The organism is Rhodococcus sp. PSi06 (genome assembly GCF_054960675.1).
This window is the reverse complement of the sequence record NZ_JBHNYO010000013.1, coordinates 66653-86328: the sequence shown is the minus strand read 5'-3', so window position 1 is coordinate 86328 and position 19676 is coordinate 66653. Positions and strand designations below refer to the sequence as shown.

14 protein-coding genes are annotated in these 19676 nt (G+C 64.8%); 11 read left to right on the top strand and 3 right to left on the bottom strand.

Annotated features, from left to right (window positions below; all coding sequences use genetic code 11):
- Positions 1–2: 2 nt before the first annotated feature.
- Together ACFI9K_RS17685 and ACFI9K_RS17680 are read right to left on the bottom strand one after the other, a co-directional pair.
- Positions 3–2525 (bottom strand): bifunctional lysylphosphatidylglycerol flippase/synthetase MprF, encoded by a 2523-nt coding sequence (locus ACFI9K_RS17685; RefSeq protein WP_462664772.1) that lies wholly within the window; start codon positions 2523–2525, stop codon positions 3–5.
- 131 nt (positions 2526–2656) lie between these two features.
- Positions 2657–3958, bottom strand: a complete 1302-nt coding sequence (locus tag ACFI9K_RS17680) for an alpha/beta hydrolase (protein ID WP_462664771.1) — start codon at positions 3956–3958, stop codon at positions 2657–2659.
- A 198-nt stretch (positions 3959–4156) separates the two neighbouring features.
- Between ACFI9K_RS17680 and ACFI9K_RS17675 the strand changes: the two genes are divergently transcribed.
- From ACFI9K_RS17675 to gndA, 4 genes are all read left to right on the top strand, one after another.
- Entirely contained in the window at positions 4157–4573 is a 417-nt protein-coding gene (locus ACFI9K_RS17675) for a BlaI/MecI/CopY family transcriptional regulator (RefSeq protein ID WP_222094719.1), read from the top strand.
- Between the two features lie 23 nt (positions 4574–4596).
- Positions 4597–5553: a M56 family metallopeptidase gene (locus tag ACFI9K_RS17670; protein ID WP_462664702.1), complete on the top strand. Its 957-nt coding sequence runs from the start codon at positions 4597–4599 to the stop codon at positions 5551–5553.
- Between the two features lie 276 nt (positions 5554–5829).
- Entirely contained in the window at positions 5830–7614 is a 1785-nt protein-coding gene (locus tag ACFI9K_RS17665; protein ID WP_462664701.1) for a DEAD/DEAH box helicase, read from the top strand.
- Between the two features lie 200 nt (positions 7615–7814).
- Positions 7815–9266, top strand: coding sequence for an NADP-dependent phosphogluconate dehydrogenase (gene gndA / locus ACFI9K_RS17660; RefSeq protein WP_462664700.1), 1452 nt, complete (start codon positions 7815–7817; stop codon positions 9264–9266).
- 80 nt (positions 9267–9346) lie between these two features.
- Here gndA and ACFI9K_RS17655 read toward each other — a convergent pair whose 3' ends face one another.
- Positions 9347–9817: a DUF4262 domain-containing protein gene (locus tag ACFI9K_RS17655; RefSeq protein WP_462664699.1), complete on the bottom strand. Its 471-nt coding sequence runs from the start codon at positions 9815–9817 to the stop codon at positions 9347–9349.
- Positions 9818–10046: 229 nt separating this feature from the next.
- Here ACFI9K_RS17655 and ACFI9K_RS17650 point away from each other — a divergent pair, with 229 nt between their 5' ends.
- The 7 genes from ACFI9K_RS17650 (at position 10047) to ACFI9K_RS17620 (ending at position 19671) form a co-directional block, all read left to right on the top strand.
- Positions 10047–11315, top strand: coding sequence for a DEAD/DEAH box helicase (locus tag ACFI9K_RS17650; RefSeq protein WP_462664698.1), 1269 nt, complete (start codon positions 10047–10049; stop codon positions 11313–11315).
- The gene (locus tag ACFI9K_RS17645; RefSeq protein ID WP_462664697.1) at positions 11312–12172 is read left to right on the top strand and encodes a DMT family transporter; all 861 of its coding nucleotides are present in this window, start codon (positions 11312–11314) and stop codon (positions 12170–12172) included. Before ACFI9K_RS17650 ends, ACFI9K_RS17645 begins: the two co-directional genes overlap by 4 nt.
- Before the next feature lie 51 nt (positions 12173–12223).
- Positions 12224–13660, top strand: coding sequence for a GMP reductase (gene guaB1, locus ACFI9K_RS17640; protein WP_462664696.1), 1437 nt, complete (start codon positions 12224–12226; stop codon positions 13658–13660).
- A gap of 363 nt (positions 13661–14023) precedes the next feature.
- Entirely contained in the window at positions 14024–15403 is a 1380-nt protein-coding gene (locus tag ACFI9K_RS17635) for a hemolysin family protein (RefSeq protein WP_462664695.1), read from the top strand.
- Entirely contained in the window at positions 15396–16526 is a 1131-nt protein-coding gene (locus tag ACFI9K_RS17630) for a hemolysin family protein (protein ID WP_222094710.1), read from the top strand. Before ACFI9K_RS17635 ends, ACFI9K_RS17630 begins: the two co-directional genes overlap by 8 nt.
- Positions 16527–17432 (top strand): 3-methyladenine DNA glycosylase, encoded by a 906-nt coding sequence (locus tag ACFI9K_RS17625; RefSeq protein ID WP_462664694.1) that lies wholly within the window; start codon positions 16527–16529, stop codon positions 17430–17432.
- 64 nt (positions 17433–17496) lie between these two features.
- On the top strand, positions 17497–19671 hold the full coding sequence (locus ACFI9K_RS17620; RefSeq protein ID WP_222094708.1) for a malate synthase G: 2175 nt from the start codon (positions 17497–17499) through the stop codon (positions 19669–19671).
- The last annotated feature ends 5 nt before the right edge of the window (positions 19672–19676 follow it).

The window sequence follows — 19676 nt, the reverse complement described above, 5'->3', positions numbered from 1 at the left end:
CGTCACCGCTCGATCATGGTGCGTACCAACTTGAGACCCTGACCGATAGAGACGTCGGGCAAGTAGGCACGACCGATCGCGTTACCGATACTGGGCAGCGCGGCCGGATCCGCGAACGTCATGTGCATCGATTCGTAGCGCGGCTGGAACTTGGATTTGAAGGCCAGCAGAGAACGGAAGCCGTAGACGGGTTCGAGTGTGCGTCCGAGCACGTCGAGCAACCGCTCGAGCAGCCCGGACAAAGTCGATTGCTCAGCGCTGGAAACGTGTTCGGGCTGCTTCTCGTCGACCTTGGCCAGCGGCGCACCGGACAAGCTGAGGAATCTTGCACCCTCCTGCTCGAGCAGCAGAGCTGCCGACGCGATGAGGAATTCCATGGTCGGTCGAAAACCTTCCGACCGGCGTCGCATGAAGTCGAGTGTCCATCCGACAATGACGCCGTCCTCGTACACCGGCATCCACGAGGTGACGCCGTGCACGGTCCGATGCTCGTCGACGGCTATCAGGCACCGAACGTTCTCGTCGTCGACCTCCTCCAGACCGCCGAGAGTGAACCCCATCTCGGGCATACCCTTGTCGGCAACCCATTCCTCCGAAATCGCGGTGATCTGGTCCGTGATGGCCAACGGCGCCGATGGGAAGCGAATCCACTCGGCTACGACACCCGCCTTCTTCGCCCGATTGAGCGCCGTCCGCACATCCTGGAAACGTTTACCCGTGAAGGCAATTCCGTCCAAGTCCAGCACCGTCTCCTCACCCACCTGAATCCCGCCCCAGCCCAGGGAATCGGTGATACGGCGAACGTCGGGGGTCACGGAGTAGAAACACGGTATCCAGCCGTTCTTCGACGCGAACTCGGCGAACTCGACCACGTTGTCCCGCAGTGTTTCTCGCGGACCCACCGGATCGCCGGTCGTCAGAGCCACACCCGAAATGACTCGATAGGCGACGTAGCTGCGGCCGTCGGGACCGAACCAGTACTTGTTTCCGCGCCACGTTGTCATCCACGACAGCGCAGAGCCGCTGCTGGACATCAGCAATGTGCGCGCTCGCTCCGTCGCGTCGGTCTCCGTCCCGTACACCGGGGTCAGGAAGGTACTGGCGGCGAAGACACAGACCACCGACCAGAACACCACGCCGGTCCACTCGAACAACAATGTGGTGGGAATGCTCTGCGGTAGGAGCGCAGGTTCGAGCCACTGCAGGTAGACGGGCGGAACCAAACGCTGCGGGAAGTCCGCTATCAGGCCGCCGAACGACGCCGAATCGGCGAAGCCGCCGCGCGCCAGGTACCCGCCGATCGCGTACAGCACGCCGAGTCCCAGCCCGACTCCGATCACCGACGCCGCCCACCGCCGGTAGGTGCCCGACGGTGCCGACACGTCGAAGAACTTCCGAGTCACCAACAGAACGACCAGCACGATCAGCGGCAGCAGGAACGGCACAGCGGTGCGATACGCGGTGGGTGATTCGAGCCCGTAGAAGAGCGACTCGTCGTCGCCCGCTTCCAGGAACCGAATTGCGAAGTTGCCCACCGACAATGCCAGCAGGATCAGTTGTGAGACCACGGCCAGCACCCAGGCGAATCGCCTGCCGCGCCGGAGGCCGTCGCTGACCACCAGTAAGAACAGGGAGGGCATGATGCTCAGGATGGTCGGGCCGACACCGCCGAGCCGGAGATCGAGCAGACCGCGACGGCATTCCACCGGATCGGTGGTCGCGTCCGCGCATATCTCACGCACCTCTGCCGCCGTGTAGGGAACTCCGCGAACCACGTCACGCAGGACGGCGAACGGGCCGACAGCGTTGGGGCTCAGGGCCGCCAGCACCGGACCCAAGGCGCTCGCAGCAACGATGAGCGCGACCAGCACGCGGCCTTCGCGTTGGGTACCGGCCAATCGAGGTCCGCGGGCCGATCGACCGACGATCCATGGACCCGCCACGAGACCGACCACCGCAGCGGCCAATCGGACCACGTCCTGCAGGTGCCCACCGAACAACGCCAACGTCACGAGTAGGGCAAGTACGCCGACGCGGATCCGTCTACGCCACAACGTATCCATCCGCGAGGTCGCCACGAGCACCACGCCGACGATCCACGTCGTCGGCCCCACCGCGGTTCCGACGTGCAACCGGAAACCCCAGTCGGCATCGACAGTCTTTGCCAGCGCGGCGAGACCGAGACCGAGTAGCGATCCGGCCACCTGGGTGACGAGTGCAGCGATCGCGAATCGGCGGGAACCCATCCGGCGCTCGATCGGCGCAGCGGCGAGCAGCACTGCCGCGGTGGCCACCACACAACCGGCGATGTTGGGTGCCGTCAATCCGGAGGTCAGCGGAGTCCACAGGTGCCAGTGCTCGAACGGCATGATGCCCACGGCGAAGTACTTGTCCATTTGGCCGCGGTCGTCGAGCAGGGCTGCAGCGATTCCGGTCGACCACACGATGCCGAGCAGAACGAAGCTGACCGGGGCTCCGACTGCTCCGAACACGATGAGCGACCACAACCTGCGAATCTGACGCATCGCCGCAGACGCGCCCTGTGCCAACGCCGTAGAACGTCGAGAGACCCACGACGGTGCGGTTGGTGGTGAGTCGTGCACCGCGGTCGATGTCGGTGACTCGCTGTTCGCCGGGGTCGGTCGGTCGGACTCGGTCACGACGTCAGTCCTGTTCTCGTCGCCAGCCATGGGAGTTCACGGCGTAAGCCTTCCGACCACACCGCGAAGCTGTGTCCGCCAGGTACCTCCACGTACTGCACATCCATTCCAGCGGCTTTCGCCGCGTTGTACATCTCTTGTTGACCCGGCTTGTAGTCCTTGTCGTCCGCGCCCACGACGAAAATACCGGCCGAATCGGGGTACCGACGCGAATCGAGTAGGTCCAGCGGGTTGACAGCGGTGAATGCTGCCGCATTCCCACCGAAGGCCTGTTGCACGGTTCGATCCCGATCTCCGAGGGTCGGCTCGCGTTGACCCGACAGGTCGAGGAAAGTGGGATAGACGTCGGGGTGATTGGTCGCCATCTGTATCGAGCAGGTGCCACCGTAGGACAGACCACCGATCGCCCAATGTGCGCGATTTCGGTCCACTTGCAGGGTGTCGTCTATCCAATCGGGAACGTCCTTGGAGAGGTACGTGTCCACGTTCCCCAGAGGCGAATCGACACAGAGCGGATTGGCTATCGAGGACCCGGTGCCGTCCGCGACCACGACGACCGGTGCCAGTCCCGAGTTGTCACGGGCGAAGTTGTCCATGGTCTGGGCGAGTTTCCCGCCGTTGAGCCAGTCCTCGGGCGCGCCTGGCTGGCCGGCGAGCAACACGAGAACCGGAAGCAACGGACGAGGATCGGCGAAGTACGCGGGTGGGAGATAGATTTCCGCGTCGCGGGCCGAGAAGTTGGACGCGGCGGCCGGAATGGTGACCGAGGTGACGCGTCCTGCGGTCGCCAGCCCGGCGGGCGCGGTCCACACCGAGTCCAGCGGTGTGCCGGTCACGGTCTGTGCCGTTGCGCCCGGCACATCGGTGAACTGAATACGAGCAGCGGACTCGATGCCGAGTGCGTTGCCCACTGTGGGATACGCGTCGAATTCGAGGTTGACGTGCAGTGCTGCTGCTGCCACCACGAGAACCGCTGCCAGCACCGACGCTACTTTTCCCACAACTCCACGGGCCGCCGACAGCCGGGGTATCACCGCGAACAACGCTGTGAGTCCGACTCCTATCCACACGTAGATCGAGGTGGCTACCGGATCCGGAAACGGTCGCCACACCTTCTCGACCACCACGTACCCGACGGCCGTCACGACGATCGCCACAGTAGCGGCGATCGGCAGCGCACGGCGCGAGTATCGCCGCGACGTCGAGAGGACCAACCACACGCCCCCGAGTGCACCGAGAACGGACACGATCACCGGTACCGGGCCGTCGATCAACGACAGAGAATCGAACCACTCCACGCTTGCGTCTCCGCTCACTTCTGGAAAGTCGGGCCACGGGGCGGCGCGATCACGAGAAGGATATTCGCCTCGAGGCTCGCGCGGTCGCGGCCCGTCGATTCGCGACTGCACAACTATGACCGAACCCACACTGGCGGAACGGCTGTTACTACTACGGGTAGTACGCATGCGCGTCGGACTAGCCGTAGAGTACGAAGAATGGCTGGTCTTGGTGAACTAGAGCGCGCAGTGATGGACCATCTGTGGGAGTCGTCGGACCCCCAGACCGTGCGACAGGTGCACGAAGCACTCGCGACCCATCGCGAGCTCGCGTACACGACCGTGATGACGGTATTGCAGCGGCTCGCGAAGAAGAAGTTGGTCGTCCAGCAACGCGACGATCGCGCGCATCGATATGCGCCGGTGCACGGGCGCGACGAACTGGTTGCCAGCCTGATGGTCGACGCACTGTCGCAGGCTCCCGCGTCGGGTGGACGTGCAGCGGCACTCGTACATTTCGTCGGTCAGGTGGGGGCAGACGAGGCCGCTGCACTCCGTGAGGCGCTGGCGGCGCTGGAAGTGGCACAATCGACAACGAAGTCCCCTTCGGCTGGAGAACGCCGTCCGACGGACTGACGCTCGCCGTAGTAAGTGAGGACATGAACTCCACCACTGCGTTGGTATTCGCGGTACTCGCGCTCGTTCTGGCGGGGCCGGTACCCGCCGTGCTCGCTCGCGCCAGTTGGCCGTACCGGTCCCCGCGTGCAGCGTTGGTGTTGTGGCAGGCAATAGCGCTGGCCGCCGTTCTCTCTGCGTTCAGCTCGGGTCTCGCCATCGGCGGACTTCTTCTCGTTCCCGGCCCGGACGGTCGTCCCACCACCGCCCCCACCGACGAGATCGACGCGCTCGGCCTCCCCCTCTGGATTCTGTACGTGGTCGTTCTCGCGATCACCCTCGGCATCGGTGCCAAGCTCATGTTCTCGGTGGTGCAGGTAGCGGTCAGAACCCGTCGGCGTCGTGCGAGACACCGCGTGCTCGTCGATCTGCTGGACCGAAACAACTCGGACGAGAATCTTTTTCGGGGTCTGCGCGATGCGGACATCCGCGTGCTCGACGCCGCCGAGCCGATCGCATACTGCCTGCCCGGTCTACGGCAGAGGGTGGTTCTGAGCCGCGGAACGCTCGCGAGCCTCTCCGAGGACGAAGTAACCGCAATTCTCAGCCACGAGCGGTCACATCTGCGATCCCGCCACGACCTGGTGCTCGAAGCATTCACAGCCGTCAACGAGGCATTCCCCCGAATCGTTCGTAGCAAGTCCGCCCTGGGCAGCGTCCAGCTGTTGGTCGAACTACTGGCCGATGACACTGCGGTCAAGGTCACCGGACCCACACCGCTCGCCCGCGCACTCGTCACGTGTGCCGGATCCACTGCACCTCGTGGTGCGATGGCAGCCGGCGGACCGCACACCCTCATCCGGGTGCAGCGATTGAGCGGACCGGGTAGCGACATCCGCATCGCCGCGGTTGCCTACGCGGCCGCTGGGGTGATCCTCGTTCTGCCGACCATCTACGTCGCGATGCCATGGCTCGTGGAGCTGAGCAAGCTCGTCGGATGAGCCGGCCGGCGGCCGGGGTCGCACAGGTCACATCGACTCGGGGCGAACATTCTGCGATGCATCCCGTACAGTGAAGGCCGGTCGCCATCGCGACCTAGCAATCGAAATGGCACAAACAGCCCCACTTTATGCAGCTGAGTCTGCATTTTGATGGCCAGGTGACAGTGCCCTGGCTCGTATCAATGTGTTCTGGCTGTTTTTTGTGTTTCCCGGTTCTTCAGGGTCTCTCAGCTTCGGGCTTATTGGCGTGCCCGTAATCCGGAGAGGCTTTACTGCGTGACCCACGCTGTTTCCAACACACCCGTTTCCACCACGTCCGACACCACGGCAGTTCCGACGCCCGCAGCGGCACCGGCATTCACCTTCGCCGAGCTCGGACTGCCCGAGGCCGTCGTCGCCGCGTTGGCGCGTAACTCGATCACCGTGCCGTCTCCTATCCAGGAGAAGGCGCTTCCCGACGCCATTGCCGGCAAGAACGTCCTCGGCCGCGCACAGACAGGCTCGGGCAAGACCCTCGCCTTCGGCCTGCCGATTCTTCAGCGCCTGTCGCTGCACACCGACCGGCCCGCTGCCAAGCGCCCGCGTTCGCTCGTGCTGGTACCTACTCGCGAGCTCGCGTTCCAGGTCGTCGAGTCGCTCGCTCCCTACGCGAACGCCCAAGGCCTGCGCGTCATGCCCGCCGTCGGCGGCACCCCGTTCAACAAGCAGGTCGAGCAGCTCCGTCGCGGAGTCGACGTACTGGTCGCCACGCCCGGCCGCCTCGCCGATCACCTTCGTCAGGGCACCTGCATCCTCGACTCGATCGAGATCACCGCACTCGACGAGGCCGACCAGATGGCCGACATGGGCTTCCTGCCCGAGGTGCGCGCCGTCCTCGCCGACACCCCGGCAGACGGACAGCGCATGCTGTTCTCGGCCACCCTCGACCGCGAGGTTCAGTCGCTCGTTCGCCAGTTCCTGCCGGACCACGTCGAGCACTCCACTCAGGACGGCAAGGCCAGCGTTCGCACCATGGACCACTACGTCCTCATGGTCGACCGTGGTCAGAAGGATCTGGTTCTCTCCGAGATCGGCGCCCGCGAAGGTGGCCGCACCATCATGTTCGCGCGTACCAAGCTGGGCTGCGACGGAATCACCGATCGCCTGCGTGCGCTCGGCATCGCCGCAGAGTCCCTGCACGGTGGCAAAGCACAGAACCAGCGCACCCGCGTACTGGAGCGCTTCAAGAACGGCCGCACCCCCGTTCTCGTCGCCACGGACGTTGCGGCTCGCGGAATCCACGTCGACGGTATCGACCTGGTCGTTCACGTCGATCCGCCCGCAGACCACAAGGACTACCTGCACCGCGCAGGACGTACGGCACGCGCCGGCGAAAAGGGCACCGTCGTCGCGATCGTGCTCCCCAACCAGCGTCGTCAGGTTCTGCGTCTGACCGGTATGGCCGGCGTCAAGGCCACGGCCGTCAACGTCTCCCCCGGTTCGGCCGAGCTCAACAGCATCACCGGCGCGAAGAAGCCCACCGGCGAGCCGTTGCGCGCCGAGTCCGCTCCCCGCGACCGGAACAGCCGTCCCGGCTACCAGGGCTCCAACCCCCGCAGCGGCGGCGGCTACCAGGGCTCCAACCCGCGCAGCAGCGGCGGATACCAGGGATCGAATCCCCGCAGTAGCGGTGGCTACCAGGGCTCCAACCCCCGCAGCGCCGGCGGATACCAGGGATCGAACCCTCGCAGCGAGGGCGGCTACCAGGGTGAGCGTCCCCGCACCGGATACCAGGGCTCGAACCCCCGCAGCAGCGGCGGATACCAAGGCTCGAACCCCCGCAGTGAGGGTGGCTACCAGGGTGACCGCCCGCGTCGCACCGACTCGAGCTCGTACCGGGGCTCCGAGGGCCGCAGCTACGAGGGCCGGGGCTACGAAGGTCGCAGCTCGGACAACCGGGGCTCGGACAACCGACGCCCGGCATCCGCACCCCGCCAGGACGAGCATCGGTCCGGTGGCTTCCGCAGCCGCACGGAACGTCGCTCGTACGACGGCTTCGAAGGCCCGGCTCGCAACCACTGATCGCTTCGCAACCAGCGATCTGTTCATGACCACTGATCGGTTCATGACCGTTCGGTCGTGACCGGCAGGAACATTTTTCGACGACACGAGGTGTCGCATTCTTCGCGAATGCGACACCTCGTGTCGTTGTGTACCGGCATGTTTGGGACTTGCTCGGGGGTTGGGTCGCGCTCCGTGGCCCGGCAGGGAAAGCTGTCTGTATGACCTCAGCAGCAGAACCGACAGAACTGGCTCAGATCGGAGTCACCGGACTCGCCGTCATGGGCTCCAACATCGCACGCAACTTCGCCCATCACGGGCACACCGTCGCGTTGCACAATCGCAGTATCGCCAAGACCGATGCACTGATCGCCGAGCACGGTGGCGAGGGCTCGTTCATTCGCACCGAGACCATCGAGGAGTTCGTCGCTGCCCTCGCGAAACCGCGCCGGGTTCTCATCATGGTCAAGGCGGGCGACCCGACGGACGCTGTGATCGAGGAACTGGCAAGCGTGATGGAAGAGGGCGACATCATCATCGATGGTGGCAACGCGCTCTACACCGACACCATCCGCCGTGAGGCGGCCATGAAGGATCGCGGCCTGCTCTTCGTCGGTGCCGGCATTTCGGGGGGCGAGGAGGGTGCCCTCAACGGCCCGTCGATCATGCCCGGCGGCCCGGCCGAGTCCTACAAGGCACTCGGCCCGCTGCTCGAGTCCATTGCGGCACAGGTGGACGGCACACCGTGCTGCACTCACATCGGACCCGACGGCTCCGGCCACTTCGTGAAGATGGTGCACAACGGCATCGAATACGCCGACATGCAGCTGATCGGCGAGGCGTACAACCTGTTCCGCGACGCCCTCGGTTACACCCCGTCTCAGGTTGCCGACGTGTTCACCGAGTGGAACAACGGCGATCTGGAGAGCTACCTGGTGGAGATCACCGCAGAGGTGCTCCGCCAGGTCGACGCCAAGACAGGTCAGCCGTTGGTGGACGTCATCGTCGACGCCGCCGAGCAGAAAGGCACCGGACGCTGGACCGTCAAGGCGGCACTCGATCTCGGTGTTCCCGTCACCGGTATCGCCGAAGCGGTCTTCGCGCGGGCTCTGTCCGGGTCGCGAGCGCAGCGCAAGGCAGCCGTCGGGCTGGCCTCGGGTGCTCTTGCCGACAAGCCCACCGATGCGGAGCAGTTCACCCACGACATCAGTCGGGCACTCTATGCATCGAAGATTGTTGCTTACGCTCAGGGCTTCGACCAGATCGCTGCGGGCAGTGCCGAATACGACTGGAATCTGCATCCCGGAGACCTGGCCACCATCTGGCGAGGCGGTTGTATCATTCGCGCGCGGTTCCTCAACCGCATCAAGGACGCGTACGACGACAACGCCGAGCTGCCCAGTTTGATCCTGGCACCGTACTTCCGTGACGCCATCGAGAACGCCATCGACAGCTGGCGTCGCGTCGTCATCACCGCAGCCTCGCTGGGCATTCCGGTCCCCGCATTCGCGTCGTCTCTCTCGTACTACGACGCGTTGCGGGCAGAACGCCTGCCCGCGGCGTTGACTCAGGGGCAGCGCGATTTCTTCGGTGCCCACACCTACGAGCGCACCGACTCGGAAGGCAAGTTCCATACCCTCTGGAGTGGCGATCGGTCCGAGATCGAGGCCTGACCGACCCTCTTTCTCCGGTGGCGCGGCGCACGTCGCGCAGCGCCACCGGACAATGGGCACCCGCAGTCAGGAGGGTGCAGTCAGGAGGGCACCGGACCGAGCACCGGTTGCACCACCGTCGAGGGAATACCCTCCCACGGCAACGAACCCCCGCAGTCCTTCCAGACGGCTTGGACGGCGCTGTAACACCCTCTGCCGTATACGTCCGATGCTGCGTGAAGGATGTCGGCGCACTCCGGCACGTCTATGGTGAACAGCTCGAATCCTGCGGCCCAGCAGCCGATTCCAGCTTCGACCTCCAAGAGCCCCGACGCTACCGACGTGCCGAGTGCGTTCAGTATTCGTGAGGATTCGTTCGGATCACGGCCCGTCACGACGATCTCCGGACTTCCGAACCCGGTGAGACCGACGGTGTAGCAGAACGCCGGGTGGATACCGTCCCGGTCGACCTCCGATTCGACGTACTGCAACGCCCATCCGAATCGATCGATGGCGCTCTTCACATCTCCGATGTACTCGTCGACGCCGTAGCCCTCGCACAATCTGCACATAGCTCCCCCGCTCTGCGAGCGGTCGCCCCCACGGCGACCGCGATGTAGAACGCATTCGAACATGCGTTCTACATCCGAGTATGACGCTCGGCACCGACAAGAAGATTCCGTGCGCACTCGGCGCGGCGGTAAGGTCACAGCTATGCCGGGTCAATTACCGAAGGGTCGTTCCGCAGGCTCCACTCCACCCGCTTCATCCTTCGCAGACCTCGGACTCCCGGTAGTTCTCGTGCACTCCCTGACGAATGCGGGTGTATCTCAGCCCTTTCCGATTCAAATCGCGGCTGTCCCCGACGCACTTGCCGGCCGCGACGTACTCGGGCGCGCGCCGACAGGATCGGGAAAGACCCTTGCGTTCGGACTTCCACTACTCGTACGTCTGGCAGGTCGTCGAAGCAGGCCGACGGCGCCGCGCGGGCTCGTGCTCGCGCCGACTCGAGAACTGGCACTACAGATCCACGACGTTCTCGACCTACACGGTGCCACGTTCGGCTTGCGCACGATCGGTGTCGTGGGTGGTGTCCCCCTCGAACGAAATGTTCGCGAAATTCAGCGCGGAGTCGACATCGTGGTCGCCACCCCCGGTCGTCTCATCGATCTGCTCGAGCGGCGTTCGATCGCCCTCGATTGCGTCGAGATGACCGTGATCGACGAAGCGGACCGGATGGTGGACATGGGATTTCTGCCTCAGATCGAAACGCTTCTGGCCGCGACGCCGCCCGACGGTCAGCGGTTGCTGTTCTCGGCAACCCTCGACCAGGACACCGACCGCCTCGTCGAAAGGTTCATGACCGATCCGGCGGAGCACTCCACTGCCGAATCGGTGAGCGAGCCCGACATCGCGCACTACGTATTCGAAGTCGACGCCGCGCGAAAGACCGCCGTGGCTGCCGCACTCGCCAACAGGGACGGCCGGACATTGCTGTTCGTGCGTACCACCCACGCAGTCGATCGACTCACCGAGGAGTGTCACGAACTGGGCGTACCCGTGATGTCGTTGCACGGCAACAAGACTCAGGCGCACCGCACTCGCTCCTTGGCTGCCTTCGCGGACGGAAGCGCGGCGGCACTGATCGCAACCGACGTCGCGGCTCGCGGTGTTCACGTCGACGACGTCACTCTGGTGGTGCATGTCGATCCGCCGATGGACTCCAAGGACTACGTGCACCGCGCAGGCCGAACTGCCCGTGCCGGGGCCAGCGGAATCGTCGTGACCCTGGCCACCCGCGATCAGATGGCGCAAGTACGAGCCATGGCGGACCAGGCGGGGATTTCGCCCACCGTCGTCGATACCGAAGCGGACTACGTCTCGTGGCGCCGCATGACCGGTGCTCGCACCCCCGTCGGCAGGCCACTGGCGACTCCGGTCGGCACCTCGACAACCGCTCGCGGCGATCAGCCGGAGCGAGGGACACGGCGGGGGTCAGGCGCCCCGCGGGGAGAACGACGGGGCCGAGCCGGAGGTAATCGGGGCTCGGGCCGAGGACGACGCGGGTGACCTCGCCCTGGTTGTCGGTTGCACTCGCTTTACTGTCGGCATTCTTGTTCGCGTGCGCGGCAGTCGCGCAGCAGAGCGCCGCTGCATCCGTTCCGGAGGGAACATCGCTGGTGTCGGCCCTCGTTCGCAGTCCGAGATGGTGGATGGGCGTGGTCGGAGACGGGGGCGGCTACGCAGTACAGATTGCGGCCCTGTGGGTCGGGTCGGTCCTCGTCGTGCAGCCGCTGCTCGTCACCGCTCTGCTGTTCGCACTACCCATGTCGGCAAAATTCGCGCGCCGCTCCCTGCCTCGATCGACCTGGCCACTCGCTGTTCTCCTCGCCGCAGCGCTCGCGGTCTTCATCGTGGTCGGTGACCCGAGCGAAGGCACAACCGACGCTCCTCTCGCCGCGTGGATCGTGCCGCTGGCCGTCGCCGCTGTGGTGATCGGCAGCGCAGCAGTGGGTGGTCTGGTGCTGGCCTCCCCCGGCCTACGGGCCCTGCTGTTCGGAGCTGCCGGAGGTCTGTTGTTCGGCCTGGCTGCAGCTCTCACCAAGTTCGTGACCGATCTCGTCGACGCCGATCCATTGGCAGCACTGACGGCGTGGCAGACCTACACCCTGATCGGGTCCGGCGTTCTCGGTTTCTATCTGCAACAGCGCGCGTTCCAGGTGGGGCCACTGTCTGCATCGATGCCCGCAGTGACGATCTGCGAACCCCTCGGGGCAGCGTTCATCGGAGTGACGGTCTTGGACGAGCGAATCAGAACCGAGGGTGCAGCCCTGGCGATCATCGTGGTCGCGGTCGCCGTCATGATCGCCACGACCGTCTTCCTCTCGCGCACTCAGGCAGCGAACACCGCCGATTCGACGGCGTAGGACCCGGGCGTAGAACACAGAACCTTCGTCCGACCGGTAGTCTCGATCAACGTGCAGTTTCTCGATGGTCATCAGCCGCCCTACGATCTCACCTACGACGATGTCTTCCTCGTCCCCAACCGAACCGACGTCACCTCGCGCTTCGATGTCGACCTGAGCACGGTGGACGGCTCGGGAACGACCATTCCTATCGTGGTGTCGAACATGACGGCAGTGTCGGGTCGGCGAATGGCCGAGACCGTCGCGCGCCGGGGAGCCATCGCCGTCATCCCCCAGGACTTGCCGACCGAGGCCGTCGCCGACACCGTCGCATTCGTCAAGAGCCGTGACCTGATTGCCGACACACCGGTCGTGCTCGGGCCCAACGCATCGGTGTCCGACGCGCTGGCGCTGGTACACAAGCGAGCTCATGGATCGGTCGTCATCGTCGAACACGGCAAGCCCATCGGTGTCGTCACTGAAAGCGCGTGCACCGATGTCGACCGGTTCGCTCGGCTCAGTTCTGTGGCGTCCGCCGACTTCGTTCGCGTTCCCCGCAACGCGTCCCCCAAGGAAGTGTTCGAGCAGATCGAGGCAGCACATGCGCACCTTGCTGTCGTCGTGGAGGACGACGGCTCGCTGGCGGGTGTGGTGACGAGGACCGGCGCGGTTCGAACGGGAATCTATGCCCCCGCCGTGGACGCGTCGGGTCGCCTGCGGATCGCCGCTGCTGTCGGCATCAACGGCAACGTGGCCGAGAAGGCAACGGCACTCGTCGAGGCCGGAGCCGACGTTCTGGTGATGGACACCGCTCACGGGCATCAGCAGAAGATGCTCGAAGCTCTGTCCGCAGTCCGCGCACTCGATCTCGGAGTGCCCCTCGCTGCCGGAAACGTCGTGTCCGCGCAGGGCACACGCGACCTGGTGGAGGCCGGCGCGGACATCGTCAAGGTCGGGGTCGGACCGGGTGCGATGTGTACGACGCGGATGATGACCGGCGTCGGGCGTCCCCAGTTCTCGGCGGTAGCCGACTGTTCGGCTGCGGCCTCAGAACTCGGCGCATCGGTGTGGGCCGACGGCGGAGTGCGGCACCCCCGAGACGTCGCGCTCGCCCTGGCCGCAGGAGCGGCGAACGTCATGATCGGCTCGTGGTTCGCCGGAACCTACGAGTCTCCGGGTGACCTACGAGTGGACGCATCGGGCAATCGCTACAAGGAAAGCTTCGGCATGGCGTCCAAGCGAGCAGTGGCCGCCCGCACCGCCACGGACGGCGCGTTCGATCGGGCACGCAAAGCGCTGTTCGAAGAAGGCATTTCCAGTTCGCGGATGCGTCTGGATCCCGATCGCCCCGGCGTCGAAGATCTGATCGATCACATCTGCGCCGGTGTTCGCAGCACCTGCACCTACGCAGGGGCCCGCACTCTGCCGGAGTTGGCACAGCGAGCGGTTCTCGGTGTCCAGTCCGCTGCAGGATTCGCCGAAGGGCGGCCCCTGCCCTCCGGGTGGTGACGAACAAGCACGGTTAGACTCACCTACAGCAAACACAGAAGTTCGCGCTCGCCACTCGCTCGGCAATACAGCATTCGTTTCGTCGAATGCGCGGGCGAGTCGTCGGTACCTCGCACGGAGGTGCCGCGGCGCGAACCAGACAGAAGGGAAACAGGTGCCCGAGGCACCCACTGTCTCGGTTGCCGGTTCGGCAACCGAAGATCAGCACGACGAGAGTTCCACTTCGGAGGGCTCCTCTATCGAGCCGGGAGAGAAACCCGGCGACAACACATTCGGCGACGGCGCGCACTCCGGTGGCGCGATGCTTCTGTCCCAGCTTCGGCGGCCCCGGCCTCGCCGTCCTCAGTTCGGGCGGGGCTGAGTGTGGCCACTGTCCTCACGATCGTCAGCCTGCTCGGTTTCGTGGCACTGACAGCCGGTACGGCGCTCTTCGTCGCGGCCGAATTCTCCCTCACGGCCCTCGAACGCAGTGCGGTCGAGTCGCAGGCCGCGAACGGCGACATGCGCTCGCGCCAGGTTCTGCATGCTCACAAGACGCTGTCGTTCCAATTGTCCGGCGCGCAGCTGGGTATCACCATCACCACTCTGATCACCGGCTATCTCGCCGAACCGGTGTTGGCAGGCTTCATCCGCCCGGTGGCCGATGCATTGGGCGCGTCCGAAACGCTCGCGTCGGGCATCTCCTTGGCCGTGGCGCTGATCCTCGCCACCTCGTTCTCGATGATTTTCGGTGAGCTGGTCCCCAAGAACATTGCGATCGCGAAACCGATGTCGACGGCCCGTGTCACCGCGGGCGCAATGGCCGGATTCTCGTTGATCTTCAAATGGGCGATCAACGGCCTCAACGGCTCGGCCAACTGGCTCGTTCGTCGGCTCGGAATCGAACCGGCCGAGGAACTGAGATCGGCGCGTTCGCCACAGGAACTGGGTTCGCTCGTGCGTACGTCGGCACAGCAGGGATCGATCGACGAGAACACGGCTCGACTGGTGGATCGGTCGTTGCAGTTCGGCGATCGTACGGCCGAGGAGTTGATGACTCCGCGAGTGAAGATCGAGACTCTCGCGACCGATGCGACCGTCGCCGACCTCATCGCAACCGCTGCCCGTACCGGCTTCTCGCGGTTCCCGGTGGTCGACGGCGATCTGGACGACACCGTCGGCGTCGTCCACATCAAGCACGCGTTCACCGTGACCGGGGCGCTCCGGCGTTCGACGACGGTCGAGTCTCTGGCCCGCGATGTTCCCGTCGTACCGTCGAGCCTCGACGGTGACGCGGTGATGGAACGGGTACGTGCCGACGGCATGCAGGTGGCGCTCGTCGTGGACGAGTACGGCGGTACCGCGGGCATGGTCACGATGGAGGACCTCATCGAGGAGATCGTCGGTGACGTGCGTGACGAACACGACGAGCCGGAACTCGATGTGTCGCGCTCCGGCGAGGGATGGGACTGCGCCGGACTGCTGCGTATCGACGAAATCGCCTCGGCTACAGGCTATTACGCACCCGAGGGTGAGTACGAGACCATCGGCGGTTTGGTGCTGTCCGAGCTGGCCCGGATTCCGAGTGAGGGAGACGCAGTCCTCCTGCCGCCACCGTCGAGCGAAGATCCTCTCGATGGCGACGGCGGCTGGGTAGCACGGGTGATGCGTATGGACGGCCGCCGGATCGACCGGGTGTTACTGCTGCCTGTGGACGCCGAAACAGTGGCTCGAATGAGATCGGAGGGAGAGATCGATGGGTGACCTCTTCGGAGTCGGTCTCGCCGTTCTCCTGCTGGCGGGCAACGCATTCTTCGTCGGAGCCGAGTTCGCACTGATCTCCGCTCGGCGCGATCGACTCGAAGCGCTGCTCGCGCAGGGCAAGAAGCGCGCTCAGAGCGTCATCGAGGCCGGTCAGAATCTGTCGCAGATGCTCGCCGCGGCCCAACTCGGCATTACGATCTGCTCGATTCTTCTGGGCCGGGTGGCCGAGCCCGCGGTAGCTCACCTGATCGAGGTTCCCCTCGACGCAGTCGGAATACCCGAGTCGTTCCTGCACCCGATCGCCTTCGCAATCGCGTTGACGCTCGTGGTCGTACTGCACATCCTGATCGGCGAAATGGTTCCCAAGAACATCGCGATCGCGGGTCCCGAGAGCACCGCCATGATTCTGGTGCCGATCCATCTGGTGTTCATCAAGGTTGCGTTGCCGCTCATCTCGTTCTACAACCTGTGCGCCAACCTGACGCTTCGGATGCTGCGAATCGAGCCCAAGGACGAGCTCAGTTCCTCGGTCTCGGCCGTGGAGTTGTCACAGATGATCGGCGAATCGCGATCCGAGGGACTGATCGACGCCGAGGAACACCGCAGACTGCGGCAGGCACTCGAGACGTCGGGTCGTACGGTCGGCGAGGTGTTGATCCCGTCCCACCAGGTTCGCAGCATCGAGTTGTCGGGGCCCGATCACACTCTCGGACCCACCTTGGGCTCCGTCGAACGTGCCGTCATCGAGACCGGCTTCTCGCGTTACCCGGTGCGCGACGCAGCGGGCGCGCTGGTGGGTTACCTGCATTTGAAGGACGTCCTCGACGATATGGCCGACGAGTCGGCCGGACCGGACACGGTCATCCCCCGAAGCGACGTTCGGGCGCTGCCCGTGGTGTCGATCGACACGGTGCTCGACGACGCCCTCACCAAGTTGCGACGTGCCAGTAGCCATCTCGGAGCCGTGCACGACGCGACGGGAGCGACGGTCGGGATCGTTGCTCTCGAAGACCTCGTCGAGGAGTTCGTCGGCACCGTTCGAGACGGCACGCACCGGGTGACCGGTCCTCGGCCGGGTCAATCCGCGTCGAGCGCATCGCGCGTGCCGCCGCGGAACAGCTAGATGTCGGCGCTGACCGAAGCGGAATGGACCACCCGACGCGCCGCACACACGGCGCGGGTCGAGGGGCTCGTCGGTGACTATCTGACCGACCGAGGCCACGGCAACACCCATCCTGTACTCGATTTCCTGTTCACGTACTACAGCCACCGTCCCGGTCAACTTCGGCGATGGAATCCGGGTCACGGCATCGTCTTGATCGGCGACCGCGCACGTGACTACGCCGAGTTCGCAACGTACGAACAGGTGCAGACCGCCGAGGGTGTCGGCTACCGGGTGCAGTCCGATCTTGTCGAGCGCCGCCGCTCGAGTATCGAATTCATCCTCGGTCTGCTGACCGCCACCTCCGAGCGGGCACCCCTGCTCGGCTGCTTCGGGCTGCACGAGTGGGCGATGGTCTACCGAGGTGGCGACTCGGCAGTGCGGCACAACCAGGTACCGCTTCGACTCGGTCACGAAGGAACCGACGCCGTGGTGGACTCGATGACGCTGCGCTGCACCCACTACGACGCATACCGCTTCTTCACCGAGGATGCGGTGCCGCGCAACGCGCTCGCGTTGTCGCCGGAGTCTCGCCTGGGGTCGGAGCAGCCCGGATGCATTCACGCGTCGATGGACTTGTACAAGTGGTGTTACAAATTGGGTCCGTTGATCGACTCCGAGTTCGTGACCGACTGCTTCGAGTTGGCATTGGAGGCTCGGACGATCGACATGCGCGCCAGTCCATACGACTTGGCCGAGTACGATCTCGATCCCATCCCGATCGAGACTGCAGCTGGACGGGCGGAGTACGTCCGCGCCCAGGGTGAACTGTCGACCAAAGCGGCACCTCTACGCGCTACGTTGATCACTCGATGCCAGAATCTGCTCATCGGCAGCGGGTTCGGCGTCGGACCTACCGCCGAGTAACATCGACAGCGTTGTCGTGGGGACACCGTCACCGGTGTCCGTGACCGGAAAGAGTGAGGAATTCATGACCGATCGTGTGCAGGCTGGTGGACTTCAGGTCGCCAAGGTCCTATTCGATTTCGTCGAGAAGGAGGCGCTGCCGGGTACCGACGTAGATTCGGAGACCTTCTGGGCCGGTGCCGCGTCCGTGATCGCCGATCTCGCTCCGAAGAACAAAGCGCTGCTGGCCGTGCGCGACGAGATTCAGGGCAAGGTCGACGCGTGGCACGGTGAACATGCCGGTGCCGACTACGACCGCGCTGCATACAAGTCGTTCCTGAAAGAGATCGGGTACCTGCTCGACGAGCCTGCCGACTTCCAGATCACCACGTCCGGTGTGGACACCGAGATCACCACCACGGCCGGTCCGCAGCTCGTGGTTCCTGTTCTCAATGCGCGCTTCGCGATCAACGCGTCCAACGCACGATGGGGCTCGCTGTACGACGCCCTCTACGGAACGGACGCCATTCCGGAGACCGACGGAGCCGAGAAGGGCACCAGCTACAACAAGGTCCGCGGCGACAAGGTCATCGCATTCGCGCGTGACTTCCTGGACGAGGCACTGCCGCTGAGCACCGGCTCGCATGTGGGCACCACCGGATACGTCGTCGACGCTGCGTCCTTGACGGTGACGTTGGCCGACGGCAGCACAGTGGGTCTGAAGGAGCCGGCACAGCTTCTGGGTTATCAGGGCACACCCGACGCACCGACAGCGATCCTGTTCGTGCACAACGGTTTGCACTTCGAGATCCAGATCGATCCCGAAAGCCCGATCGGCAAGACCGACGGAGCAGGCGTCAAGGACGTGCTCCTGGAGTCGGCGGTCACCACCATCATGGACTTCGAGGATTCCGTCGCCGCAGTCGATGCCGACGACAAGGTTCTGGGCTACCGCAACTGGTTGGGCCTGATGAAGGGTGATCTCACCGAGGAGGTCTCCAAGGGCGGCAAGACCTTCACACGCGCGCTGAACCAGGACCGCACGTACACGTCGGTCGACGGCTCCGAGCTGACGTTGCACGGCCGCTCCCTGCTGTTCGTGCGCAACGTCGGCCACTTGATGACGTCCGACGCGATTCTCGATCCCGAGGGCAACGAGGTCCCCGAGGGCATCCTCGATGCGCTGTTCACCTCGCTCGCCGGACTGCACTCCCTCACTCCGGACAACGTTCTGTCCAATTCGCGCACGGGCTCGCTCTACATCGTCAAGCCCAAGATGCACGGACCGGACGAGGTCGCCTTCACCGCCGAACTGTTCGGTCGTGTCGAGCAGGTTCTCGGCCTGCCCACCAACACGCTCAAGGTCGGCATCATGGACGAGGAGCGCCGCACGACGGTCAACCTCAAGGCCTGCATCCAGGCTGCGTCCGAGCGGGTCGTCTTCATCAACACCGGCTTCCTCGACCGCACCGGCGACGAGATTCACACCTCGATGGAGGCAGGGCCCGTCGTGCGTAAGGGCGCGATGAAGGGTGAGAAGTGGATCGCCGCTTACGAGGACTTCAATGTCGACACCGGCCTGGCCGCCGGTCTCGAGGGCAAGGCGCAGATCGGTAAGGGCATGTGGGCGATGCCCGATCTGATGCACGACATGCTCGAGCAGAAGATCGGTCACCCCAAGGCCGGAGCGAACACCGCGTGGGTTCCCTCCCCCACCGCAGCGACCCTGCACGCCTTGCACTATCACAAGGTCGACGTGTTCGCCCGGCAGCACGAGATCGCGAAAGCCAAGCGCGCCACCGTCGACGAGATTCTCGAGATCCCACTCGCGCCGTCCACGGACTGGACCGACGAGGAGAAGCAGAACGAACTCGACAACAACTCGCAGTCGATTCTCGGTTACGTCGTGCGCTGGATCGACCATGGTGTCGGATGCTCCAAGGTGCCCGACATCAATGACATCGCGCTCATGGAAGACCGTGCGACGCTGCGTATTTCGAGCCAGTTCATCGCGAACTGGTTGCGGCACGGGATCGTCACCGAGGAGCAGGTGCGCGAGTCGCTGAAGCGGATGGCACCGGTGGTGGACCGCCAGAACGCGTCCGATCCGACGTACAAGCCCTTGGCACCCGATTTCGATACCAACATCGCATTCCAGGCCGCGAGCGATCTGATCTTCCAGGGCACGAGCCAGCCCAACGGTTACACGGAGCCGATCCTCCATCGCCGCCGACGGGAGTACAAGGCCGTCAACGCCTGACGGAC